The sequence below is a fragment of the Ralstonia sp. 25C genome (assembly GCF_051904805.1).
GTDB lineage: Bacteria > Pseudomonadota > Gammaproteobacteria > Burkholderiales > Burkholderiaceae > Ralstonia.
In genome coordinates this window covers 937,433-959,143 of record NZ_CP196738.1, presented here as the reverse complement: position 1 = coordinate 959,143, position 21,711 = coordinate 937,433, and the positions used below count along the sequence as shown (strand labels likewise).

Annotated in this window: 23 protein-coding genes; 17 read left to right on the top strand and 6 right to left on the bottom strand. The window is 64.6% G+C overall.

Annotated elements, in window-relative coordinates; genetic code table 11:
* Positions 1-37: 37 nt before the first annotated feature.
* Positions 38-865: an anti-sigma factor family protein gene (locus ACS7SF_RS22735; protein WP_439894377.1), complete on the bottom strand. Its 828-nt coding sequence runs from the start codon at positions 863-865 to the stop codon at positions 38-40.
* Positions 855-1,496, bottom strand: a complete 642-nt coding sequence (locus tag ACS7SF_RS22730; RefSeq protein WP_439894376.1) for an RNA polymerase sigma factor — start codon at positions 1,494-1,496, stop codon at positions 855-857. The genes ACS7SF_RS22735 and ACS7SF_RS22730 overlap by 11 nt, the downstream gene beginning before the upstream one ends.
* 221 nt (positions 1,497-1,717) lie before the next feature.
* On the opposite strand from ACS7SF_RS22730, the gene ACS7SF_RS22725 reads away from it, so the two are divergent.
* Both ACS7SF_RS22725 and ACS7SF_RS22720 read left to right on the top strand, forming a co-directional pair.
* Entirely contained in the window at positions 1,718-2,665 is a 948-nt protein-coding gene (locus tag ACS7SF_RS22725; RefSeq protein ID WP_439894375.1) for a metallophosphoesterase family protein, read from the top strand.
* A 1-nt stretch (position 2,666) separates the two neighbouring features.
* Positions 2,667-3,050 carry a cupredoxin domain-containing protein gene (locus ACS7SF_RS22720; protein WP_439894374.1) on the top strand — a complete coding sequence of 128 codons (384 nt, stop codon included), beginning with the start codon at positions 2,667-2,669 and terminating at the stop codon, positions 3,048-3,050.
* A 68-nt stretch (positions 3,051-3,118) separates the two neighbouring features.
* Here the strand turns inward: ACS7SF_RS22720 and ACS7SF_RS22715 are convergent, their stop codons facing one another.
* The gene (locus tag ACS7SF_RS22715) at positions 3,119-4,459 is read right to left on the bottom strand and encodes an MFS transporter (protein ID WP_439894373.1); all 1,341 of its coding nucleotides are present in this window, start codon (positions 4,457-4,459) and stop codon (positions 3,119-3,121) included.
* A 182-nt stretch (positions 4,460-4,641) separates the two neighbouring features.
* On the opposite strand from ACS7SF_RS22715, the gene ACS7SF_RS22710 reads away from it, so the two are divergent.
* Positions 4,642-5,247: a J domain-containing protein gene (locus ACS7SF_RS22710; RefSeq protein WP_439894372.1), complete on the top strand. Its 606-nt coding sequence runs from the start codon at positions 4,642-4,644 to the stop codon at positions 5,245-5,247.
* A 17-nt stretch (positions 5,248-5,264) separates the two neighbouring features.
* Here the strand turns inward: ACS7SF_RS22710 and ACS7SF_RS22705 are convergent, their stop codons facing one another.
* On the bottom strand, positions 5,265-6,170 hold the full coding sequence (locus tag ACS7SF_RS22705; protein WP_439894371.1) for a LysR substrate-binding domain-containing protein: 906 nt from the start codon (positions 6,168-6,170) through the stop codon (positions 5,265-5,267).
* Between the two features lie 164 nt (positions 6,171-6,334).
* On the opposite strand from ACS7SF_RS22705, the gene mdcA reads away from it, so the two are divergent.
* From mdcA to mdcH, 9 genes are all read left to right on the top strand, one after another.
* Positions 6,335-8,023 (top strand): malonate decarboxylase subunit alpha, encoded by a 1,689-nt coding sequence (gene mdcA, locus ACS7SF_RS22700; protein ID WP_439894370.1) that lies wholly within the window; start codon positions 6,335-6,337, stop codon positions 8,021-8,023.
* Complete coding sequence (locus ACS7SF_RS22695; RefSeq protein WP_439894369.1) at positions 8,023-8,949, top strand: triphosphoribosyl-dephospho-CoA synthase; 927 nt, start codon at positions 8,023-8,025, stop codon at positions 8,947-8,949. The genes mdcA and ACS7SF_RS22695 overlap by 1 nt, the downstream gene beginning before the upstream one ends.
* Positions 8,936-9,235: a malonate decarboxylase subunit delta gene (locus ACS7SF_RS22690; protein WP_439894368.1), complete on the top strand. Its 300-nt coding sequence runs from the start codon at positions 8,936-8,938 to the stop codon at positions 9,233-9,235. Before ACS7SF_RS22695 ends, ACS7SF_RS22690 begins: the two co-directional genes overlap by 14 nt.
* A 9-nt stretch (positions 9,236-9,244) precedes the next feature.
* Complete coding sequence (locus ACS7SF_RS22685; protein ID WP_439894367.1) at positions 9,245-10,102, top strand: biotin-independent malonate decarboxylase subunit beta; 858 nt, start codon at positions 9,245-9,247, stop codon at positions 10,100-10,102.
* Positions 10,099-10,914 (top strand): biotin-independent malonate decarboxylase subunit gamma, encoded by an 816-nt coding sequence (mdcE, locus tag ACS7SF_RS22680; RefSeq protein WP_439894366.1) that lies wholly within the window; start codon positions 10,099-10,101, stop codon positions 10,912-10,914. Before ACS7SF_RS22685 ends, mdcE begins: the two co-directional genes overlap by 4 nt.
* 337 nt (positions 10,915-11,251) lie before the next feature.
* Entirely contained in the window at positions 11,252-11,659 is a 408-nt protein-coding gene (madL, locus tag ACS7SF_RS22675; RefSeq protein ID WP_439894365.1) for a malonate transporter subunit MadL, read from the top strand.
* An 11-nt stretch (positions 11,660-11,670) separates the two neighbouring features.
* The gene (gene madM / locus ACS7SF_RS22670) at positions 11,671-12,435 is read left to right on the top strand and encodes a malonate transporter subunit MadM (protein ID WP_439894364.1); all 765 of its coding nucleotides are present in this window, start codon (positions 11,671-11,673) and stop codon (positions 12,433-12,435) included.
* Positions 12,432-13,067 carry a malonate decarboxylase holo-ACP synthase gene (locus ACS7SF_RS22665; protein ID WP_439894363.1) on the top strand — a complete coding sequence of 212 codons (636 nt, stop codon included), beginning with the start codon at positions 12,432-12,434 and terminating at the stop codon, positions 13,065-13,067. The genes madM and ACS7SF_RS22665 overlap by 4 nt, the downstream gene beginning before the upstream one ends.
* Positions 13,064-14,005, top strand: a complete 942-nt coding sequence (gene mdcH / locus ACS7SF_RS22660) for a malonate decarboxylase subunit epsilon (protein ID WP_439894362.1) — start codon at positions 13,064-13,066, stop codon at positions 14,003-14,005. The genes ACS7SF_RS22665 and mdcH overlap by 4 nt, the downstream gene beginning before the upstream one ends.
* Positions 14,006-14,008: 3 nt before the next feature.
* Here mdcH and ACS7SF_RS22655 read toward each other — a convergent pair whose 3' ends face one another.
* Positions 14,009-14,950, bottom strand: a complete 942-nt coding sequence (locus tag ACS7SF_RS22655; RefSeq protein WP_439894457.1) for a GlxA family transcriptional regulator — start codon at positions 14,948-14,950, stop codon at positions 14,009-14,011.
* A gap of 236 nt (positions 14,951-15,186) precedes the next feature.
* Here ACS7SF_RS22655 and ACS7SF_RS22650 point away from each other — a divergent pair, with 236 nt between their 5' ends.
* The 5 genes from ACS7SF_RS22650 (at position 15,187) to ACS7SF_RS22630 (ending at position 19,713) form a co-directional block, all read left to right on the top strand.
* A complete protein-coding gene (locus ACS7SF_RS22650; protein WP_439894361.1) occupies positions 15,187-16,137 on the top strand; it encodes a choline ABC transporter substrate-binding protein in 951 nt (316 codons plus the stop codon).
* A 43-nt stretch (positions 16,138-16,180) separates the two neighbouring features.
* Complete coding sequence (locus ACS7SF_RS22645; protein WP_439894360.1) at positions 16,181-17,116, top strand: 3-keto-5-aminohexanoate cleavage protein; 936 nt, start codon at positions 16,181-16,183, stop codon at positions 17,114-17,116.
* Between the two features lie 31 nt (positions 17,117-17,147).
* Complete coding sequence (locus tag ACS7SF_RS22640; protein WP_439894359.1) at positions 17,148-18,113, top strand: L-carnitine dehydrogenase; 966 nt, start codon at positions 17,148-17,150, stop codon at positions 18,111-18,113.
* A 4-nt stretch (positions 18,114-18,117) separates the two neighbouring features.
* Entirely contained in the window at positions 18,118-18,597 is a 480-nt protein-coding gene (locus ACS7SF_RS22635; protein WP_439894358.1) for a thioesterase family protein, read from the top strand.
* Between the two features lie 144 nt (positions 18,598-18,741).
* Positions 18,742-19,713 carry a porin gene (locus tag ACS7SF_RS22630; RefSeq protein ID WP_439894357.1) on the top strand — a complete coding sequence of 324 codons (972 nt, stop codon included), beginning with the start codon at positions 18,742-18,744 and terminating at the stop codon, positions 19,711-19,713.
* A 77-nt stretch (positions 19,714-19,790) separates the two neighbouring features.
* Here ACS7SF_RS22630 and ACS7SF_RS22625 read toward each other — a convergent pair whose 3' ends face one another.
* Positions 19,791-21,386 carry a peptide chain release factor 3 gene (locus ACS7SF_RS22625; RefSeq protein WP_439894356.1) on the bottom strand — a complete coding sequence of 532 codons (1,596 nt, stop codon included), beginning with the start codon at positions 21,384-21,386 and terminating at the stop codon, positions 19,791-19,793.
* Between the last annotated feature and the right edge of the window lie 325 nt (positions 21,387-21,711).

The following is a 21,711-nucleotide window of genomic DNA, read 5'->3' as shown; positions in this document are numbered from 1 at the left end:
AAGCGCCACGCGCGAGGTCAACGCTGCAACTGATGCGTCAGCCTCCGCGCACCGCATGGGCAAACGCTTGCACCACCTCCGCCGATGCATCGGTGATGGCCCAATAGCCCATGCCGGCGCTGCGCCAATACATCAACTGATAGCCGCGTTCGGTGCGCAATGCGGGTTCGGCATCGCCTCCGGCTTCGGGGCGCACGTACAAGTCAACCGGATGCTGCGCCGCGCGATACACCAACACCGCCACCGGTCGGCCATCGATGTAATCGAGCCGCCCGCCGATGAGCGGAAAACCCCGCGCCGCCAGATCGGTGACGGGGGGCGCGTAGTCGATGCGGCCGTTGAACCACGGCTTGACGGTATGGCGATCGGAGGACAGCACATCCGTCTCACGCGTACCCAACAGCGCGCGCACGTGGCTGGCGGTGATGTCGTGCGCCGTCAGCGCAGCAGTATCGGGCCGGCCAACCAGCACACCAATCCACAACATCATTGCGGCCATCGCGGCCAGTGCACCTGCGCCAAGGCCCCAGCCGATGCCCCTGTTGGGCGTGACGAGCCAGCCGACCCACCGCCGCCATGGGGATTCGCTGCCATGTGTCTGCTGCGGCCGCACTGCAGCCGGCGCGCCCGCTTCCACCTGCACGGCCGCCCACACGCGCGCGGCCAGATCGGCGGGCGCCTTGACGTACAGCGCGGGCGCGCGCAAACCCTGGCGCAGCGCGCGCACCACGGCATCGTCGTGCGCGGCAACCTGGGTGCAGGCGCCGCAGGTGGCTAGATGCGCGTCCATGCGCAGGCTGTCGGCCGCGCCGAGTTCGCCATCGGCGCGAGCAGCCAACAGCGCGCGGATGTCGTCACAGCTCATAGCGGGCCTCCTTGGTGCTATTTCCTACGCCACCCGATGCACGGATGGGCGTCACGTTGGTGCGCGGTGGTGCGTGGTCTTCGGTCAGCAGCCGCGCAAGCTGCTGCCGCGCCCGGGCCAGCCGCGACATCACCGTGCCGATGGGCGCGTCGACCACCGCGGCAATGTCGCGGTATGGCAGGTCCTCCAACTCGCGCAGCACGATCACCTCGCGGTACGGCACCGGCAACTGCGCCAGCGCGGCATGCACGCGGCGGACGTCGTCGATACGGGCAAGCAACGCGGCGGGGTCGACGCCGTAGCTGCCCGCTTCGTCGCCGGCCATGTCGGCCGTATTGGCCATTTCGTCATTCCAAGGCTGTGCCGGGGCCTGCTTGCGGCGCGCGCATTCCGAGAACCACGTGTTGCGCACGATGGCCAGCAGCCACGGGCGGCCGTCTCCGCCGCGGAATCCGCCAAACAGCCGGAACGCGCGCAGGCAGGCTTCCTGGACGATGTCATCGGCGTCTTGCGCGTCGCCCGAGAGCCAGCGCGCCAGGTTGTAGGCGGCATCGACATGCGGTAGCACCGCCTGCGCAAAGCGCTGGGCGTCGGTCGGCAGATCGAGCGGTGAGTCTGACAGGTCGGGCATGGCGGCCTGGAGGCAGTTGACCTCCGTATACCGGGGTGCAATCCAGTTTATTCCCGCGCCGAAGAAATGTTGTTGAAACGCGCGTTTCTTCGTGTCTTGAGGGAATAAGCGCCCGCCCCGGCCGGTATGACAGACAGGACCGGCGCGCGCTCCTCGCCATCGCGCTGGATCAACGACCTAGTTCAGCTAATCGTTCAGCGAACTACCGCAGGGGACACCCCATGAGCAAGCAACCCGGACGACGGCAGTTCCTGCAACTGGCCGCGGTCGGCGGTCTGGTCTACGCCTCTGGCCTACCCGGCTGGCAGGCGATGGCCGCGACCACCCGTGCCGCCGGCGCCAAGCAAGACGATTTCTACTTCGTGCAGCTATCGGACACCCACTGGGGCTTCAAGGGCGCGCCCAACCCCGATGCGCAGGGCACGCTACCCAAGGCGATTGCCGCCGTAAATGCCCTGTCGCCCGCGCCGGATTTCGTCATCTTCACGGGCGACCTATCCCACATCAGCGACGACCCGGATGAGCGTCGCAAGCGCCTGCGGGAATTCCGCGACATTGCTGCGCAGATCAAAGTGCCGGTCGTGCACTACATGCCCGGCGAGCATGACGCCTCGCTCGACAACGGCGCCGCCTACATCGAACTGTTCGGCCGCACGCACTATGCGTTCGACCATAAGGGCGTGCACTTCATCGCCATCGACAACGTGTCGGACCCATCGGCCCGCGTGGGCGACGCGCAGCTCGCGTGGCTGGCAGCGGACATCCGCTCGGTGCCCGAGCACACGCCCATTGTCGTGTTCACGCACCGTCCGCTGTTCGACTTATACCCGCAATGGGACTGGGCCACGCGCGACGGGCAGCAGGTCATCGACCTGCTCATGCCGCACCCGAACGTGACGGTGTTCTATGGGCACATCCATCAGGAACACCACCACATGACTGGGCACATCGCACACCACTCCGCGCGCTCGCTGATGTTCCCGCTGCCTGCACCACCCGCGCCGGGTTCGCAGGCCAAGCGCAACCCGGTGCCGTGGGATGCCGCACAACCGTATCGCGGCCTGGGCTGGCGCAGCATCACCGAGCAGGGCAAACAGGACGCAGCCACCTGGGCGCTGGCTGAGCAACCCATTCAAGCCACCACAACCAAGACCCCGGAGACCACCTGACATGCCCGCCAATCTCACACTTACGCACAACCCCAAGCGACGTCTGGCGCTGCGTCAGTTCACCGTGCTGGCGGCCGGTGCCGCGCTGGCCTGTGTAGCCCACGGCGAAGGCCCGCAGGTCATTCGCGTGCACGCGCGCAAGTTCACTTTCACGCCCGACAAGATCACCCTCAAGCGCGGCGTGCCCGTGGTGTTCGAGTTGACCGGTCAGGACATCCTGATGGGCTTTGCGATTCCGGATTTCAACGTGCGCGCAGACGTCGTACCGGGGCAGACGGTACGGCTCGCGCTCACGCCCGATAAGACGGGCACGTTTGATTTTCTGTGCGACATCTTCTGCGGCTCTGGGCACGAGACGATGAATGGGACGCTGACTGTGACGTGAGGCAAATGTGATTGCGTCAGCAACGCCCTGGCAGCTCAGGGCGTTTTCCTTGGGTGATCCGCCGCGAATCAAACGGTCGGCTCGTTCTCCTGAACCTCACGCCGCGCCTCGGCCTCGACCTCCGAATTCGGCTCACCATCCCGAGTCGCAATCAACGCCTTCGGTGCCATCGCGATCAACGGCAGGATCAGCGCATACACGGCGGTGGTCGCCATCACGCAGTACGCAAACCCATACGTGGGGCTGCTGTTGTAGATGTGCGAGCCCAGGAGATCGCCCGCCCGCGCGGAGAGCGCGAGCACGCCGTCCACCAGCATCATCAACGTACCCTGCAAGCCCGGCGGGCAAGACCGCATGGCGAGGTCAAAGTACGCGGCCGTTGCCACACCACCCATCAGCCCGATGGGTGCCGCCAGCACGAGCGCGAGGTCGGCCGAGTGAATGAAGGCCAGCGGCACCATCTGCGGCACGGCGATGATTGTTCCCCACCACAGCAGCTTGTTCAGCGCCACACGCTTGCACAGCACGCCATACAGCAGGAACGTCGGGATGAACGCGGCCGCGAAGATCCCGTTGTAGTACGAATAGACGGCGTCGGAAGCGTGCAGCGTATTCGTCAGATAGAACTGCAGCGGTGTGGCTGCGCCTGGCGCGAAGTTCCACACAAAGCAAATGAGCACCGCGGGGTAGACGGCCCGATGCCTCGCCAGCCGTCGGACATTCGCCATGAAGTCTGCACCTCGGGCCTGCGGTGCCTCATACGCATGGCCGAACACGGAAGCCGGCTTCCATAGCGCAAGCAGTGCCACCAATAACGCGAGTGCCGCCGCCAGAAAAAACGCCTGTCTCGGGGCGAGATGATCGGAGATGTATCCAGAGGCAAACGCACTTGCCACAACGGGGAGCGTGCTGACCACGTTCAGCAGTGCGCTCAGCCGCCCCGACATGCGCTTCTCCTGGCCCACCAGTGCAATCAAGCCCTGATACGCCGCGGCGACAAATCGGGACGACAGCATGGCCAGCAGCATCCCCACCATCAACGCCGGGTACGAGAGCCCCGACAATGCCATCCCGATGAGCGCCGCCGCAGTGGCCGGTGCGAACAACAGAAAGAAACCGCGATCGCGCAATCCCAGCGGATTCCATTGGTCACGCGCAAGGCCAAACACAAAAGCGACGTACACCGGGATGCCCGTCACCAACCGAAACATCGCAATCTGCGCCGCCGTAGCATGCAACTGGTTCTTGAGCAGATACGACGTCTGGATATCCACCAGATAACCGGCCGGTGTCGCCAGCGTAATGAACAGGGTCAGGCAACCGAAATACAGCAGCGTCTGGTCGCGGCCTTCTGAACCACCGTGCCGGCAGGCGACTGCTTTAGAAAAGCCGGATGACTTCGTTGCCACGGCACGCACCCCCAAGAGTGACAACTCCATGGCAGCATGCGCTGCGCAGCGACGCGGGGTCAACACGACTCATTCGAAGAGATGAGCGCCTGCGCCGTCGATACATCCGCATGGACCATTAGCCATCGGGCGCCTACACCCCCATGCTAGGATGGCCCTTCCCCCGGCAGCCGCCCCCTCCCATGACGACCATCTACGCGACCCTCGGCGTACAGCCGGACGCGACTTTGGACGAAATCAAGCGCGCCTACCGCCGCGCCGCGATGAAGTGGCACCCCGACCGCAACCCTGGCCGCGAAGCCGAAGCGTATGCGGCGTTCCAGGAAATCCGCGAGGCCTACGCCATCCTCTCTGACGCCGAACAGCGCCGCGTGTACGACGAAGTCTTCGCGCAAGAAATGCAGCGCTGGCAAGCCGAACGCGAAGCGCAGGAAGCCCAGGAGCGCGAAGCGCAACGCGAACGTGAGCGCATTGCGCAAGAGCACTACGAGAAGATGGTCGCCATCGCCATGCGCTTTGCAGACGACGGCCACAACCGCGACACGCTATTCGGCGTGCTGCTCGGCCGGGATTGCGAGACGGAACTGGCTGCGCGCATCGCGGATAGCGTGTGGGCGATGCAGGAGGCACGGCGAGCGAGTGTGTCGGTTGCAGACGCGCCTGACACCGAGGCGACCGCAACCTCCGATGAAGCGTTGGGGTCAAAGGCTGACGAAGCGACGACGCCCCAGCGGCACACCAGTGCGTTCGAGTCGTTCTGGCAGGGGTTGTTTGGCTTGCGGCAATAGCAGTCGGAGATTGCAGCTCACCGCGCGCCCAACAACCTGCACTCCGCCGACAACGCCAACAGATTCGGATCCCGCTCCCGATTCCGCTGCATCACCAGCACGATGTGCTGGCTGACCGCATAGCGCGCCGCCAGCGGAACCAGCTGCACCTTGGGGCTGAAATCCGCCACACGGCGCGGCAGCAGCGCATAGCCGATACCGCCGCTCACAAGGTTCATCAGCGAAAAGATATCGCCCACGCGCAGCGCGATCTGCGGAGCAAAGCCGGCCTTGTCGAAGGCGGCCATGAAGTCGTGGTACGTGGCGAAGTCATCGCCGAGTGCGACGAATTTTTCATTGCGTACCGTCTGCAAGTCGATCTCCGCCGATGCGGCATACGGGGAGGCGAGCGGCGCGGCAAAGAGAATCTCGTCATCGAACATCGGCACGGTCAGCAGATCGGGATTGCGCAGCGGCTCACCCAGTGCAATGACGATTGCGTCGAGTTGGCCGTCTTCCAGTTTGGCCAGCAGGCTGCGGTTCGAACCCAGCGTGAGTTCGATGTCGAGTGCGGAGCGGCGCGTCTTCAGGCCCGCAAAAATGCGCGGTAGGGTGCCGACCGTCATCGAATAGAGCCCACCGATCTTCAGCGTCGTCGACGAAAACCCCGCCGCCTCGCGCGTGCGGCGCACACCGGCTTCGCATTCGGCCAGGATGCGTTCCACATGCTCGGCAAACACGTAGGCGGTGGACAGCGGGATCAGCTTGCGGCCGTCGCGCTTGAATAGCGGGCAGCGCAGTCCCTCTTCCAATGAATGCAGCGCGCGGTGCACGCTCACCGTGCTTTGCCCGAGTGCTTCGGACACGCGCGCCATGTTGCCCAGCGTCATGAAGGACTGGAACACCTCCAGCTTCTTCAGGGTGATGTCTTCATCGATTGCCACGGCAGGGTCTCCTCCGCGCACGTTCTGTGGGTGCGCTGCTATCAGATTTACCCATTGTTTCATTAACTTCAAGTTAATGAAACCGCGCCTAGGTTGATTGAAGTGCACCTTTTTCCGGCCTACGGTACAGGGCATCAAATCAAACACGGCTGGAGACGCCACCCATGCAACCGATGCCCACCCAATCGGCAAACGGGGTCAATGCACCCATCCCGCCCCAGTGGCGGCGGCGGCGCGATGAAAAGGAACGCCGCCTGACCGCCGCCCAACGCATCGCCAACGGCAAGGTCATCCCCACCAGCGATATCGTCGCCGCGCTGGAAGCGCTGCTCGCCCCGGGCGACCGTGTCGTGCTGGAGGGCAACAACCAGAAGCAGGCGGATTTCCTCTCGCGCTCGCTGGCCAAGGTGAACCCCGAGCGCCTGCACGATCTGCACATGATCATGCCGAGCGTGAGCCGCGCAGAGCACCTGGACCTATTCGAAGCCGGCATCGCGCACAAGCTCGACTTCTCGTTTGCAGGGCCGCAGAGCCTGCGCATCAGCCAGTTGCTGGCCGACGGGCTGCTGGAAGTTGGCGCCATCCACACCTACATCGAGCTGTATGCGCGACTGGTGGTGGACCTGATCCCTAACGTGTCGCTGGTGGCCGGTTTCAAGGCCGACCGCCAGGGCAACATCTACACCGGCCCGAGCACGGAAGACACGCCCGCGCTGGTCGAGCCCGCCGCATTCTCGGATGGCATCGTCATCGTGCAGGTCAACGAGATCGTCGATGACCCGGCGGACCTGCCGCGCGTCGATATTCCCGGCTCGTGGGTCGACTTCATCGTGCAGGCCGACAAGCCGTTCTACATCGAGCCGCTGTTCACGCGTGACCCGCGCCTCATCAAGCCCGTGCACGTGCTGATGGCGATGATGGCCATTCGTGGCATCTACCAGCGGCACAACGTGCAGTCACTCAACCACGGCATCGGCTTCAATACCGCCGCCATCGAGCTGATCCTGCCGACGTATGGTGAACGCCTTGGCCTCAAGGGCAAGATCTGCCGCAACTGGACACTCAACCCGCACCCGACGTTGATCCCCGCCATCGAATCGGGTTGGGTGGAAAGCGTGCATTGCTTTGGCACCGAGCTGGGCATGGAACGCTACGTGGCCGCGCGCCCCGATGTGTTCTTCACCGGGCGCGACGGCTCGTTGCGCTCGAACCGCATGCTGTGTCAGTTGGCCGGGCAGTACGCGGTGGATCTCTTCATCGGCGCGACGCTGCAGGTGGATGGTGACGGACATTCGTCCACCGTCACGCGCGGCCGCCTGGCTGGCTTTGGCGGCGCGCCCAACATGGGCCACGACCCGCGCGGCCGCCGTCATGCCACGCCCGCGTGGCTCGACATGACGGAGCCCGTGACGATGCTGGAACGCGGCAAGAAGCTCGTCGTGCAGATGGTCGAAACCTTCCAGGAAGGCGGCAAGCCGACCTTTGTCGATACGCTCGATGCCGTGTCGGTCGCCAAGCAAAGCGGCATGCCGCTCGCGCCCGTCATGATCTACGGCGACGACGTTACCCACCTGCTGACCGAAGACGGCATTGCCTATCTCTACAAGGCGCGCTCGCTGGAAGAGCGGCGCGCGATGATCGCGGCGGTGGCCGGCGTCACCTCCATCGGCCTGCGGCACGATCCGTCCAAAACCGAGCAGATGCGCCGCGATGGCCTGATCGCCTTGCCAGAAGACCTCGACGTGCGCCGCAGCGATGCCAGCCGCGAGCTGCTCGCCGCCAAGAGCATCGCCGACCTGGTGGAATGGTCCGGCGGCCTGTACGACCCGCCTGCACGCTTCCGGAGCTGGTAATGGAAAAGACCCTGAACCGGCCCCTGCCCGCCAGCCCAAAAGCGCGTGCACGCAGGCTTGCAGCGCTCGTGGAATCTGCCCTCATCGACGAGGTGACGCTATCGCCCAAACCCGGTCTCGTGGATGTGCGTAGCAACGGCGCGCATCACGACCTCGACTGGACGCTGATGGTGCATTCGGCCCAAACCCTGCGCCCTGCGTTTGAAGCCATGGCGCTGGCCGGCGCGCAGATTGACTCGCCGCTGGCGCTGCGCGAACGCATCGGTCGTCTGGGCCGCGACGGCGAGGCGGCCATGCTCGACGCCACCGGTGGCATCAACACGCACCGTGGCGCCATCTGGGCGCTCGGCCTGCTGGTGACGGCGGCCGCGCAAGCGCCGCATGCGTTGGAGGCAGCCGCTGTGGCGAGTCGCGCCGCACGCCTAGCCAACATCCCCGACCGCTTCGCGCCCGTCTCCACCGGCCACAAGGGCGAACGCGCATGCAACCACTACGGCGTCGGCGGAGCCAAGGGCCAAGCGTGCGCAGGCTTTCCGCACGCGATCAAGGTGGCATTGCCTGCGCTGCACCAAGCACGCGCGGCAGGCCTGCGCGAAGACCACGCACGCGTGGATGCCCTGCTGGCCATCATGGCCACGCTGGACGACACCTGCGTGCTCGCACGCGGTGGTGCTGATGCATTGCGCGTCGTGCAAACCGGGGCGGCAACGGTACGCGTGGAAGGTGGTCTTGCCACGTCGCAGGGCCGCCGCGCTTTCCGCTTGCTCGAACAAGACATGCTGGCACTGCACGTGTCTCCCGGCGGTGCCGCCGATCTGCTGGCCGCCACGCTATTCCTCGACCGCCTGCCCGCGCATGTACACGAACATGCGCACGCATCCGACATCGCATCCGCTCATCAGGAAACCGAACATGGAGCAACTTGATTTCCAATTCACCGGCGGCGCACCCGCCGGCCGCCGTGCATATGCTGGCGTGGTCGGCTCTGGCGACCTGGAAGTGCTGCTGACCCCCGGCAACGCCGGCCAGATCGACGTGGCCATCACCACCTCTGTCAACGGCATGAGCGCCACGTGGCAGGCGCAGCTTGCGCGCGTGTTCGGCTCGCATCCATGGCCTGCCGCCAAGATCACCATCAACGACTTCGGCGCGACACCGGCCGTGGTGCGGTTGCGGCTTGAGCAAGCGCTTGAAGCGCTTCAACAGTCGTAAGGAGAAGCCATGTCACGCAACCCGATTGAACGCGACAGCTTTATCGAACGCGATGCGCGCCGCCGCGCCATCGCCCTGCTCGACCCCGGCACCTTCCGCGAGTTGCTCGATCCGTTCGAGCAACTGACATCTCCGTGGCTGCCGCGCCAGGGCATCGTCACGCAAGCCGACGATGGCGTGGTCGTGGCGCGCGGCACGCTGGGCGGACAGCCCGCTGTGGTGCTCGCCATTGAAGGCGCCTTCCAGGGCGGCAGCATGGGCGAGGTGTCCGGCGCCAAGATCGCCGGCGCGCTGGAGCTGGCAGCGGAAGACAACCGCAACGGCATTGCCACCCGCGCCGTCATCGTCTTTGAGACCGGTGGTGTGCGGCTGCAGGAAGCCAACCTTGGCTTGGCGGCCATTGCCGAAATCCACGCAGGCATCCGAGCGCTGCGCGAGTACGGCCCGGTCATCGGCATTACCGCAGGTGTCGTCGGCTGCTTTGGCGGCATGAGCATCGCTGCCGGCCTGTGCAGCTACCTGCTGATGACGCGTGAAGCGCGCCTCGGCCTCAACGGCCCGCAGGTGATCGAACAGGAAGCCGGTATTGAGGAATACGACTCGCGCGACCGCCCCTTCATCTGGAGCCTGACCGGCGGCGAGCAACGCACCGCGACGGGCCTGGCCGATGTCTGCATCGAAGACGATTCCATCGCCATCCGTGCGCAAGTCATCGAGTGGCTGCGCGCCGGCGCACCCAAGCACCAGCGCAGCGAACAGATCGACCTGTACCTCGATCGCCTCGCCGCCGTCGACACCACGCGCCAAGTCACCGCCGAAGATGTGCGCACGCGCTACGGAACGCACGCAGCAAAGGATCGAGCATGAGCCAGACCCCACTTTCCACGCGCGGCACCACCTGGATGCGCGCGCTCGCCAACGGCACGCCCGTCGCCGGTTACGGCAGCACCCTGCAAGTCGTGGATGGCACCCTCGCCGACCAACCCGCGCGCTACATCGCCGTTGTGCCCGATGCCGAAAACCGCTTCCCCCGCGCACGCAATGGTGAAGTCGGCCTCGTCGAAGGGTGGCAGCTCGCGCGTGCCGTGCACGATGTCGTGGCAGCAGATGCCGGTAGCGATCAGAAGCGCGCTATCGTCGCCGTCATCGACGTCGCCAGCCAAGCCTATGGGCGCCGCGAAGAGGCCTACGGCATCCACTTGGCACTCGCCGCAGCAGCAGACGCCTACGCCACCGCACGACTGGCCGGCCACCCCGTCATCGGCCTGATCGTCGGCCGCGCCATGTCGGGCGCATTGCTCGCACACGGCTACCAAGCCAACCGCCTGATCGCACTCGACGACGCGGAAGTGATGGTGCATGCCATGGGCAAGGCAGCAGCAGCACGCGTCACGCTGCGCTCGGTGGCCGACCTGGAACGCCTCGCGCAGGAGATCCCACCCATGGCCTACGACATCGCCAGCTTTGCATCGCTCGGCCTGCTGTGGAAGCTGCTGAAGATCAAATCGGCAGACGCCCCCGAAGCCAGCGACATCGACACCGTACAGACCGCACTCGCAGCAGCGCTGGCCGACATCGAAGCCGATCCGTCGCGCGGTTTGGAGAGCCGACTCGGCGCGCCGTTGCGCAGCGCCTCCGCGGCAGTGCGCAAGCGCCTGCGCGCGCAGTGGAATGCTTAACAAACCAAACAGGAGATAACCCGGCGCCCCCACATGCGCCACGACGGTTTGGCCGTTGACGTACCTGCCCTAGATGGCGCCTTGAATTTCTGTTGCAGGGAGGAAAAAGAAGGGAGGCCTGTTTGAGCGAAGCGAGTTTGCCTCCCTTCCCTCCCTGCGACGGAAATTCAAGGAGTCTTTCGCCATCTCGGGCGCGCCTTTCTTTGCTTACTTTCTTTGGCAAGACAAAGAAAGTGAGTCGCCCCCGGCAGGGGGTGAAACAAGGGATGCACCACCAACAAAAAACCAGACGGCAAAACAACCGCCGCAAAGTTCACCAAGAACAGGAGACAAAACCATGATCATCTACGGTACAACCCTGCTGGCGCTATGCCACATAGCCGGCCTCTTCCTGGGCGATTTACTCGGCCAGGCCATCGGCGTCAAAGCGAACGTAGGCGGTGTTGGCATCGCCATGCTGCTGCTCATCTTCGCGCGCCTCTATCTACACAAGCGCGGCCTGATGCCCGCCGCCACCGAGGCCGGCGTCTCCTTCTGGGGCGCCATGTACATCCCCGTGGTGGTCGCCATGGCCGCCACACAAAACGTGGTGACCGCCATGCGCGGCGGCCCCGTCGCACTGCTCGGCGCAATTGGCGCGGTGGTGGTGTGCGGCATCTGCATCGCCCTCATCAACCGCACCGGCAGCGCAGAAGACCGGCAACCCCTGCCGCCGCTGTCCGAAACCGAACAAGCCAGCGCCTGAGGAGACCCACCATGCTGTCAATGCTAGAAAAAATTCTGCAGCACAACGGGCTGGTTGCGGCGTTTGCGCTGGTCGGCATCGTCATGGGCCTATCGATGTGGCTGTCGAAAAAGCTCACCTTCGGCCGCGTACACGGCTCGGCCATCGCCATCATGATCGGGCTGGTGCTGGCCTACTGGGGCGGCATGCAGACCGGCGGTGAACGCGGCCTGGCCGACCTGAAGCTCTTCGGCGGTATCGGCCTGATGGGTGGCGCCATGCTGCGCGATTTCGCCATCGTGGCCACCGCCTTTGAGGTGCAGGTGACCGAAGCACGCAAGGCTGGGTTGATCGGTGCCGTGTCGCTGCTGCTGGGCACGATCCTGCCGTTCATCGTCGGGGCCTGCGTGGCGCGTGCATTCGGCTACACGGATGCGGTGAGCATGACCACCATCGGCGCCGGTGCGGTCACGTACATCGTCGGCCCGGTGACGGGCGCAGCGCTGGGCGCAAGCTCCGACGTGATGGCCCTGTCGATTGCCACGGGCCTCATCAAGGCGATCCTCGTGATGGTCGGCACACCGTTCGCGGCAAAGGCACTGGGCCTGAACAACCCGCGCGCCGCGATGGTGTTCGGCGGGCTGGCGGGTACCGTCAGCGGCGTATCGGCAGGGCTGGCCGCTACGGATCGTCGCCTGGTGCCCTACGGGGCGCTGGTGGCCACGTTCCACACGGGCCTGGGTTGCCTGCTCGGGCCATCGATCCTGTTCCTGGCAACGCAGGCTCTGGTGCGATGACACATCCGATGCTGCGCGCGCACGATCTGCTGTGGGTGTCGGACATGCCCACAGCGGCAGGTGACGCACCGCTGCCGGATTGGGCGATCGCCGCTTGCCTGCAAGGCGCGCCGGTCGTCGTGCGCCGGGCGCCGCGCGGGCCGGATGGCTCGATTCCGCTGGGCCTGCGCGGCAGCGTACGCAGCGAGCGCTGTGCAGCCAGTGTCCCCGCCAGCGCCATCACGCGCGCAGTCACGCCGGAAGCCCTGGCAGCCAACGTCATGGACATCGCGTACGACACACCCTTGGCCGCACTCCGCACGTTGCGCACGCTGGCGCCCACGCTCAACGCACTCGGATGGGCGTGGGGCCCGACCGGCGGCGCGGGCTTTGCGCTCGCCAGCGGCGTGCCCGTGCTCCATGCGGAGAGCGATCTCGATCTCGTCGTCCGTATGCCGCAGGCCCCATCGATCGAGCAACGCGATCACCTCGCGCACCTATTGAACGAAGCCGAATGCCGCGTCGACCTGCAGATCGACACCGGCCACGGCGGCTTTGCGCTGCGCGAGTGGCTCACCTCGCCACGCCAGACGATGCTCAAGACCGATCACGGCCCTCGCCTCGTCGCCGACCCCTGGAGCGCGTGCGCATGAGCATCCTGTTCATGTTTCCTGGTCAGGGCAGCCAGCGCGTCGGCATGCTGCATGCCCTACCGCCGGATGCGGCAGCCGCGCAAACCCTCGATGAAGCGGGCGACGTGCTCTGCATCGATCCACTCACGCTAGACACAGCAGACGCGCTGCGCTCCACCGTTGCCGTGCAACTCAGCCTGCTGATTGCGAGTGTGGCCGTGGCGCGAACACTCGTTCATCAAGACGCAGCGCCCGACATGGTGACCGGCTTGTCGATCGGCGCATGGCCAGCAGCGGTGATGGCGGGTGTGCTCGACTTCAGCGATGCACTGCGGCTCGTCCGCCTGCGCGCGCAGCTCATGGAAGACGCCTACCCGAGCGGTTACGGCATGGTGGCCATCGTCGGGTTGGGAGAGCCGCAGGTCAGCGGCATCGTTGCGCAGGTCAACTCCGTAACGACCCCCGCCTACGTCGCCAACCTGAATGCCGAGCGGCAGATCGTCGTGGCTGGCAACGATGCGGCACTCGCGCAGGTGGTGGCACGCGCGCAAGCCGAGGGGGTATCGAAGACGACGCGGCTGTGCATGCCGGTGCCGTCGCACTGTCCATTGCTCGACGCGCAGGCCGCCGAGCTGGCCGCTGCCGCTGCAAAAGTCACCTCCCACACGCCGCAGATCACCTACGTGAGCAGCAGCCGCGCGCGGGCGCTCTTCCGCGCTAACGTCATCGCCGAAGATCTGGCCTGGAACATGGCACGGCCCGTACTGTGGCATGACACGCTGCGGCATGCGCTGGAGCGCGGCGCGCGCATGGCGGTGGAAGTGCCCGGCGGCGGCGCATTGGCACGGCTGGCGCAAGGCGTGTTTGCGGACGATGCGGTGCTGGATGTGGGCAAAGGGTTGGATGCGGTGCGGGTGCGGATACAGCGCGCCCGTATATCAGACGACACCGCCCGCTAACGCTCACACCGGCTGCCGATCTTCACGCGGGCTGCAACCGAACTGCTGCCGATACGCCCGCGAAAAATGCGATGGAGATTCAAACCCGCATGCGACGCACACCGCGGTAATCGTCATCTCCGTTTGCTGCACGAGTTCGCGCGCACGCTCCAGCCGCAGCTGCATGTAGAAGCGCGCCGGCGTCTGCCGCAGCAGTCCACTGAACAATCGCTCCAACTGGCGACGGGTGATGTTGACGGCGCTGGCCAGCGCATCAGAAGCAAGCGGCGTTTCCACATGCTGCTGCATCAAACCAATCACCTGAATCAACTTACGGTTGTGCACACCGTAACGCGCAGCAATTTCCAACCGCTGATGGTCTGAGCGCTGCCGAATGCGGTCCACCACAAATTGTTCGGAGATCATCGCGGCCAAATCGGCGCCGTGCTGCTGGCCGATCAGGTCGAGCATCATGTCGATCGATGCAGTGCCTCCGGCACAGGTCATCAAGCGCGCGCCAATCGCGAACAGTTCGTCCGTAGGTTTCAGCGCGGGATAGCGCTCCCGAAATGCGGCCAGCGCTTCCCAGTGCAGGGTCGGTGCATCCGTGGGCGCGAGCAACCCCGCTTCCGCCAGAACAAAGGTGCCCGTATCGATGCCGCCGATGGCAGCGCCTGCCTGCTGCTGCGCGCGCAGCCATTCACCCAGTTCCCGCGTGTAGCAGGCCAGCGGATCAAACCCCGCAATCACAAAGACGTTGCTCACGGGGCCGATCTGCGCGAACGCGGCTTCAATAGCAAACGGCACGCCATTGCTGGCGACCACGCTGTCGCCATCCACGCTCAGTAGATGCCAGTGATAGAGCGCCGGGCGGAAGCGGTTGGCAACGCGCAACGGCTCGATGGCCGACATACACCCCAGCGCCGAAAACCCCGGCAGCAGCAGGAAATGGAACGCTTCCGTCATCGTCGATGGCAAGAATAAGAATTGGCGCATGCAGGCAAGCCGACATGGCATTTCATTGTTCCAGAAGGCTTGTGCGCATTGAAGTGTCTGGCCTCTCATGGTTTTCACGCAGTGTCGCTCACAGGCCAGAACATGTCGCGTGAGGTCGCTTGGCCCGGCATGCGGTTCGGTACTTTGGTGCCCATGGGGTGCCCGCGTTGCGGCACACCCACCCACAACAAGAATGGGGAGACACCATGAAACCAAGCCTGAAGATCGCCGCCGGCGCAGCGTTGATTGCCGTGATGGCCGTGCCGCTGCCGAGCGCCGCGCAAGAACCGGCCGCCTGCCGGGCGGTGCGCTTTTCTGACATCGGCTGGACCGACATCACGCTCACCACCGCGCTCGCCTCCTTGCTGTTCGATGGGCTGGGCTACAAGCCGAGCACCACCATTTCGTCGGTGCCCATCTCGTTTGCGGGGCTGAAAAGCAAACAGATCGATGTATCGCTCGGATACTGGTGGCCAATGCAGCAGGCGCAGATCAAGCCCTTCCTCGATTCGCAATCCATCCACCAGATCGACACGCCGAACCTGTCCGGCGCCAAGGCCACGCTGGCCGTGCCCAGCTATACGCATCAGGCGGGCCTGCAGTCGTTCAGCGATATCGCCAAGTACCGCACCGAGCTGGACGGCAAGATCTACGGCATCGAAAAAGGCAGCAGCGCCAACGCCAAGATCCAGAAGATGATCGACGCCAACCAGTACGGGCTGGGCGGCTTCAAGCTGGTCGAATCCAGCGAGGCCGGCATGCTGGTGACGGTGCAGCGCGCCGTGCGTGAGAAGAAGTGGGTCGTGTTCCTCGGCTGGGAACCGCATGCGATGAACCTGATGTTGCGCATGAACTATCTGACGGGCGGCGACGACGTGTTCGGGCCCAACTTTGGTGAATCGCGCGTCTACACGTTGACCGCGCCCGACTACCTGCAACGCTGTCCGAACGCCGGCAAGCTCATCGCAAACCTACGCTTCACCACCGACATGGAAAACCAGTTGATGCAGGCCGTCATGAACAAGGCCCGGCCCGCTGATGCTGCACGCGCGTACCTGCGCAGCAACCCGCAAGCGCTGGAGGCATGGCTGTCGGGCGTCAAAACCTACGACGGCGCAGAGGGCCTGCCCGCCGTCAAAAAGTCGCTCGGCCTGTAAGCGGCCACAAGACGCATTTCAACCTTTCTGAAGAGGCAAAAGCATGAACCTCGAAGTCATTGTGACGTGCGCTGTCACGGGTGCCGGCGACACTGTTGGCAAGCACCCTGCCATTCCCGTTACCCCCAAGCAGATTGCCGACGCTGCCATCGAAGCCGCCAAGGCCGGCGCCACCGTTGCACATTGCCATGTGCGTGACCCGCAAACCGGGCGCGGCAGCCGAGACCCGAACCTGTATCGCGAAGTGGTCGACCGCATCCGCTCGGCCGATACCGACGTCATCATCAACCTGACCGCCGGCATGGGCGGCGACCTCGAAATCGGCCCGGGTGAAGACCCAATGCGCTTCGGCCAGGGCACCGATCTGGTGGGCGGCCTCACCCGCCTCGCGCATGTGGAGGACCTGCTGCCGGAAATCTGCACGCTCGATTGCGGCACGCTCAACTTTGGAGACGGTGACTTCATTTACGTCTCCACCCCCGCACAACTACGCGCAGGCGCCAAGCGCATCCAGGAATTGGGCGTGAAGCCCGAGCTGGAAATCTTCGACACCGGCCACCTGTGGTTCGCCAAGCAATTGCTGAAGGAAGGGCTGCTCGATGCACCCCCGCTGTTCCAGCTTTGCATGGGCATTCCCTGGGGCGCACCGGCTGACACGGGCACCCTGAAGGCGATGGTCGACAACCTGCCACCCGGTGCGCACTGGGCCGGCTTCGGCATCGGCCGCATGCAGATGCCAATGGTCGCGCAGGCGATGCTGCTGGGTGGCCACGTGCGCGTGGGCCTGGAAGACAACCTGTGGCTGGACCGCGGCGTACCGGCATCCAATGGCTCGCTGGTGCAACGTGCACGCGAAATCATCGAGCGACTGGGCGGCCGCGTGCTCACGCCCGCCGAAGGCCGTCGCAAGCTCGGCCTGCCGCCGCGCGGCGAACGCCTGCTCGACAAGCAGGCGCAGACGCGCGCCGAGTTCGCCTGACCCATCGCCACCCTCACGCACCACATACGAGATGACCGTCCTCACCACGATCAAGACATTCGCCGCCATCGGCACCGGCGTCATTGGTAGCGGCTGGGTCGCGCGCGCGCTGGCCCATGGGCTCGACGTGCACGTCTGGGACCCGGCTGACGGCGCGGAACAACGCCTACGCGACAACATCGCCAACGCGTGGCCCGCGCTCGAACGCGTTGGTTTGAAGCCCGGCGCATCGCCGGATCGCTTGCGCTTCTTCACCACCATCGAAGCGTGCGTCAAAGACGCTGACTTCATCCAGGAAAGCGCGCCCGAGCGCGAATCGCTGAAGTTGGAGTTACACGCGCAGATTAGCGGCGCTGCCAAACCCGAGGCCATCATCGCGTCATCCACGTCCGGGCTGCTGCCGAGCGATTTCTATGCACACGCCACGCACCCGGAGCGCTGCATCGTCGGTCACCCGTTCAACCCGGTGTATCTGCTGCCGCTCGTGGAAGTACTCGGCGGCAAACACACCGCGCCCGAGACCATCGACGCGGCCTTGCAGATCTACCGCGCACTCGGCATGCGCCCGCTGCAGGTTCGCAAGGAAGTGCCGGGCTTCATCGCCGACCGGCTGCTGGAAGCGCTCTGGCGTGAGGCGCTGCATCTCGTCAACGACGGCGTGGCCACAACGGGCGAAATTGACGACGCCATCCGCTTTGGCGCGGGTATCCGCTGGTCGTTCATGGGCACCTTCCTCACGTACACACTGGCGGGCGGCGATGCCGGCATGCGTCACTTCATGCAGCAGTTTGGCCCCGCGCTCGAACTGCCATGGACCAAGCTGATTGCGCCCGAGTTGACCGACACCTTGATCGACCGTGTTGTTGCGGGCACCACCGAGCAGCAAGCCGGGCGCAGCATCAAATTACTGGAGCACTATCGCGACGAGTGCATCATCGAAGTCATCGACGCCATCACCCGCGTCAAGGCACGCCACGGCATGCCGTTCGAGGCCTGACGACATGTCCCACACGACCGTCCACCATGACACCGTGCGCGCGGAATGGGTGGACTACAACGGCCACCTGCGCGACGCGTTCTATCTGCTGATCTTCAGCTTCGCCGTGGATGCGTTCATCGACCGGATTGGGCTCACCGATGCGGTGCGGCGTGCGCGCCAGCGCTCCATCTATACGCTGGAGAGCCACATCCACTATCTGCGCGAGATCAAGCAAGGCGCGCAGGTGCGTGTGGATGCGCGCGTGGTTGCGCACGATGCCAAGCGCATCCAGCTGTATCTGGAGATGTTTGCCGACGACAGAGAAGACGCCGTCGCCATCAGCGAGCAGATGCTGTTGCACGTCGACACGCGCGGCCCAGCTTCCACACCATTTGATGCGGATGTCGCGGAGCGCATTGCCGCGTTCGCAGCGCTTCACGCTGGCGCGCCGACCCCGCCGTATTCCGGACGCGCGATCGCCTTGCCACCGCGGCGCAACTGAAACTCGGAACGGCGCTCCCCGCCCTTCGTATTCCGTCCACCAACGTTCTGACCAGGCTTGCAGTACACGCCTGAAGGGAGGCTCACACCTATACATCCGTACCGAGCAGAGCCAACACCATTGGCCGAATACGAGGAGACCACCATGACAACAACAACGCCCCACTACCGCCTCGCGACGTTGGCCGCGCTGGCGTCCTTTTCCATGCCGCTGCATGCGCAGTCGTCCATCACCTTGTCCGGCACGCTGGATGTCGGCCTCTTCCACGGCGATGACGATACGACGCACGTTGGCGGCATCAGCCGAAGCCATGTGGCGCTGACCGGCACTGAAGACCTCGGCAGCGGGCTGGCCGCCACGTTCAACCTATCGTCTCGCTTCCACATGGACACCGGTGCGCTGGACGACAGCAAATCGTTCTTCGGCGGCGAATCCACCGTCGGTTTGAAAGGCGCTTTCGGGCATGTGCGGTTTGGCCGCGCGCTCACGTCGCTGCGGCAGGAGGATTGGCATTTCGACCCCTGGGTCAACTACGACACCATCGCATCGCCCGCCTGGTGGTTGTGGCACGCCAGCGCCGCCGCCGACCCGAATTTCAGCGCCACGGGCGTCAGCTTTGCGCGGCTGAACAATGGGGTCTTCTACGATTCACCATCGTTCGGCGGCGTCACAACGCACTTGTCGTACGGCGTGGAAAGGCTGGACGGCGACAAGACGCATAGCCTGTCCGGCGCGCTGCTGTACAACAGCGGGCCACTTGCGCTGATGGCCTCCATGGAGCGCACGCCAGTCGACAACCTCGTCGTCTTCCTTGCAGGCAAATACGCCATCGGCCCGCTCGAACTGATGGCCGCCTATGATCGCGAAGCCTTGGCAAACGGCGTCTTGAATCGCTCATACACGGTTGCTGCGAAATACGTGATGGGCGTCTGGACCTTGAGTGCCGGCTATGGGCGGCAGCAAGACTACAAAGCCAATTTCTTCGGCCTGGGCGCCATGTATGCGTTTTCCAAGCGGACCAACGTGTACCTGAGCGCGGGAAACAAAGGCAAGAACCTGTGGGGGCGAGCGAATAGCCGAACCGCGTTCGGCATGGGTATCAACCACACGTTCTGAAACACAAAGGGGTGGACCACGCCAAAGAAAAACGGGGCACTCGGCCCCGTTTCTTTTTGTCCATCGCTCTCAGACGATCAGACGATTTCCCGTGTTTCCATGAACTGGATGTCCGGAAAGCGCTCCTGCGTCAACCGTAGGTTCACGTTGCTCGGCGCCAGGTAGACGTAGTCACCGGCGCCATCGAGCGCCACGTTGTGGCCGGCCTTGTCGATCAGCTTGTCGATGTCTTCCGGCTTGCCCTTGAGCCAGCGAGCGGTGGCGCATTCGTGCGGTTCGAAAATCGCATCGACGCCGTATTCGTGCTCCAGCCGGTGCGCGACCACGTCGAACTGCAGGATACCCACCGCGCCCAGCACGAGATCATTCGATGCAATGGGGCGGAACACCTGCGTAGCGCCTTCTTCGGCCAGTTGCTGCAGCCCCTTCTGCAACTGCTTGAGACGCAGCGGGTTGTTCAGGCGCGCGCGGCGGAAAAATTCCGGCGCAAACGACGGGATGCCCGTGAACTTGAGGGACTCGCCTTCGGTAAACGCGTCGCCCAGGCGGATCGTGCCGTGGTTGGGCACGCCGATAATGTCGCCGGCAAACGCCTCTTCCGTGGTGTTGCGGTCCTGCGCCATGAAGGTGATGGCGTTGTTGATGGCGACCGTCTTGCCGGTCGACACCTGCAGCAGCTTCATGCCGCGCTCGAAGCGGCCCGAGCACACACGCACAAAGGCGATGCGGTCACGGTGCTTCGGGTCCATGTTGGCCTGGATCTTGAAGACGAAGCCGGTGAACTTCTCTTCCAGCGGCTTGACTTCACGCGTCTCGGTCGGGCGCGCCAGCGGCTCTGGCGATTGATCAACCAGCGCGTCGAGCAGCGACTGCACACCGAAGTTGTTCACCGCCGAGCCGAAGTACACCGGACACTGCTTGCCGGCCAGGAACGCCTCTTTGTCGAACGTGTGCGAGGCACCGCGCACGAGTTCGATGTCGATGCGCAGTTCTTCTGCCTGCGAGCCAAGCACGCGGTCCAGCTCGGGGTTGTCGAGACCTTGGATCAGGCCGGCGGTCGCACCTTTCTCGCTGTCGGCGTTCGGATCGAACAGCTGCACCGTGTCGTTCACGAGGTGATACACGCCCTTGAACGATTTGCCCATGCCGATCGGCCACGTCATCGGCGCGCACTGGATCTGCAGCACGCTTTCGATTTCGTCGAGCAGCTCGATGGGCGCGCGGCCCTCGCGGTCGAGCTTGTTGATGAACGTGAGGATGGGTGTGCTGCGCAGGCGGCAGACGTTGAGCAGCTTGATGGTCTGCGCTTCCACGCCGTTCACGGAGTCGATCACCATCACGGCGGAGTCGACCGCGGTGAGCGTGCGGTACGTGTCTTCCGAGAAGTCTTCGTGGCCGGGGGTGTCGAGCAGGTTGACGATGTAGTCGCCGCCCTCGTTCTGGTACGGAAACTGCATCACGGAGGACGTGACCGAGATGCCGCGCTGCTTTTCCATCTCCATCCAGTCGGAGGTGGCATGGCGGTTGGCCTTGCGTGCGCGCACGGCGCCGGCCATCTGGATGGCGCCGCCGAACCACAGCAGTTTTTCCGTGAGGGTGGTCTTACCCGCATCCGGGTGGGCAATGATGGCGAACGTCCGGCGGCGCCGGATCTCCTGTTGCAGCGTACTCACGGGCAAAAACCGAAAGGGAGGGTGAACAATGCGGATGGATGCGCACAGGCCGTGTGCGCGGGCCGGCGGGGTCATCCTGACGGCCTAAGGGGCGCCCGAACGGGCTGTCAACCCAGGGCAGCCGAGATTGTACGCGATCGGCGTCCTTGCTTAGGATCAACTGACCCGACCCGCAAGCAGGGGAAACTCCCTAGGAACCGTCGCCCGGATGGGGGAGACCAACCCATGTCGGAATGCTCCGACAACCCTTTCGGAAACGGTGTTATCGAAGTTGTCATGAAGCTCCCGTATTGTGGAGGCCGTCGTGAAGGCACCGATGTCCGGT

Excerpts from the sequence above, each read along its gene's own strand:
- ACS7SF_RS22735 (WP_439894377.1), bottom strand. The coding sequence starts at position 865 with ATGAGCTGTGACGACATCCGCGCGCTGTTGGCTGCTCGCGCCGATGGC.
- ACS7SF_RS22730 (WP_439894376.1), bottom strand. The coding sequence starts at position 1,496 with ATGCCCGACCTGTCAGACTCACCGCTCGATCTGCCGACCGACGCCCAG.
- ACS7SF_RS22725 (WP_439894375.1), top strand. The coding sequence starts at position 1,718 with ATGAGCAAGCAACCCGGACGACGGCAGTTCCTGCAACTGGCCGCGGTC.
- ACS7SF_RS22720 (WP_439894374.1), top strand. The coding sequence starts at position 2,667 with ATGCCCGCCAATCTCACACTTACGCACAACCCCAAGCGACGTCTGGCG.
- ACS7SF_RS22710 (WP_439894372.1), top strand. The coding sequence starts at position 4,642 with ATGACGACCATCTACGCGACCCTCGGCGTACAGCCGGACGCGACTTTG.
- mdcA (WP_439894370.1), top strand. The coding sequence starts at position 6,335 with ATGCAACCGATGCCCACCCAATCGGCAAACGGGGTCAATGCACCCATC.
- ACS7SF_RS22695 (WP_439894369.1), top strand. The coding sequence starts at position 8,023 with ATGGAAAAGACCCTGAACCGGCCCCTGCCCGCCAGCCCAAAAGCGCGT.
- ACS7SF_RS22690 (WP_439894368.1), top strand. The coding sequence starts at position 8,936 with ATGGAGCAACTTGATTTCCAATTCACCGGCGGCGCACCCGCCGGCCGC.
- ACS7SF_RS22685 (WP_439894367.1), top strand. The coding sequence starts at position 9,245 with ATGTCACGCAACCCGATTGAACGCGACAGCTTTATCGAACGCGATGCG.
- mdcE (WP_439894366.1), top strand. The coding sequence starts at position 10,099 with ATGAGCCAGACCCCACTTTCCACGCGCGGCACCACCTGGATGCGCGCG.
- madL (WP_439894365.1), top strand. The coding sequence starts at position 11,252 with ATGATCATCTACGGTACAACCCTGCTGGCGCTATGCCACATAGCCGGC.
- madM (WP_439894364.1), top strand. The coding sequence starts at position 11,671 with ATGCTGTCAATGCTAGAAAAAATTCTGCAGCACAACGGGCTGGTTGCG.
- ACS7SF_RS22665 (WP_439894363.1), top strand. The coding sequence starts at position 12,432 with ATGACACATCCGATGCTGCGCGCGCACGATCTGCTGTGGGTGTCGGAC.
- mdcH (WP_439894362.1), top strand. The coding sequence starts at position 13,064 with ATGAGCATCCTGTTCATGTTTCCTGGTCAGGGCAGCCAGCGCGTCGGC.
- ACS7SF_RS22655 (WP_439894457.1), bottom strand. The coding sequence starts at position 14,950 with ATGACGGAAGCGTTCCATTTCCTGCTGCTGCCGGGGTTTTCGGCGCTG.
- ACS7SF_RS22650 (WP_439894361.1), top strand. The coding sequence starts at position 15,187 with ATGAAACCAAGCCTGAAGATCGCCGCCGGCGCAGCGTTGATTGCCGTG.
- ACS7SF_RS22645 (WP_439894360.1), top strand. The coding sequence starts at position 16,181 with ATGAACCTCGAAGTCATTGTGACGTGCGCTGTCACGGGTGCCGGCGAC.
- ACS7SF_RS22640 (WP_439894359.1), top strand. The coding sequence starts at position 17,148 with ATGACCGTCCTCACCACGATCAAGACATTCGCCGCCATCGGCACCGGC.
- ACS7SF_RS22635 (WP_439894358.1), top strand. The coding sequence starts at position 18,118 with ATGTCCCACACGACCGTCCACCATGACACCGTGCGCGCGGAATGGGTG.
- ACS7SF_RS22630 (WP_439894357.1), top strand. The coding sequence starts at position 18,742 with ATGACAACAACAACGCCCCACTACCGCCTCGCGACGTTGGCCGCGCTG.